The organism is Halomonas sp. SIMBA_159 (assembly GCF_046536035.1).
Taxonomy (GTDB): domain Bacteria; phylum Pseudomonadota; class Gammaproteobacteria; order Pseudomonadales; family Halomonadaceae; genus Vreelandella; species Vreelandella venusta_A.
Map to the genome: position 1 here is coordinate 1 of NZ_JAWJBT010000743.1, position 266 is coordinate 266.

The 266-nt window shown below is 62.0% G+C and carries 1 protein-coding gene; it reads right to left on the reverse strand.

From position 1 onward, the window contains the following. Nucleotides 1-78: 78 nt before the first annotated feature. Nucleotides 79-266 (reverse strand): hypothetical protein (locus tag R0J87_RS21175; protein WP_498888745.1); only part of this gene is annotated, 188 nt, incomplete at its 5' end.

The window sequence follows — 266 nt, forward strand, 5'->3', positions numbered from 1 at the left end:
GATCGGTTCGGAATGGGACGTCACGCGCCGAGCGAGGCGTGGCGTGACGTGACGTGACTTAGTGCGAGGAGAACGACCTTAGGCCTTCACCGTAGTCAGCGCTTTCTTGACGAAGTCGTTCGTCCACGTCTTCGATACGTCGATCGGCTTGCCCTGCACCGCCGGATCGAACGCCTGCAAGGTCTTGAGCGCCGTCGCAGGGCCATCTGCGGGCATCAGGCCATCGGGCGACATCGCTTCCTTCACGTGCTGCCATGCGTCCAGAT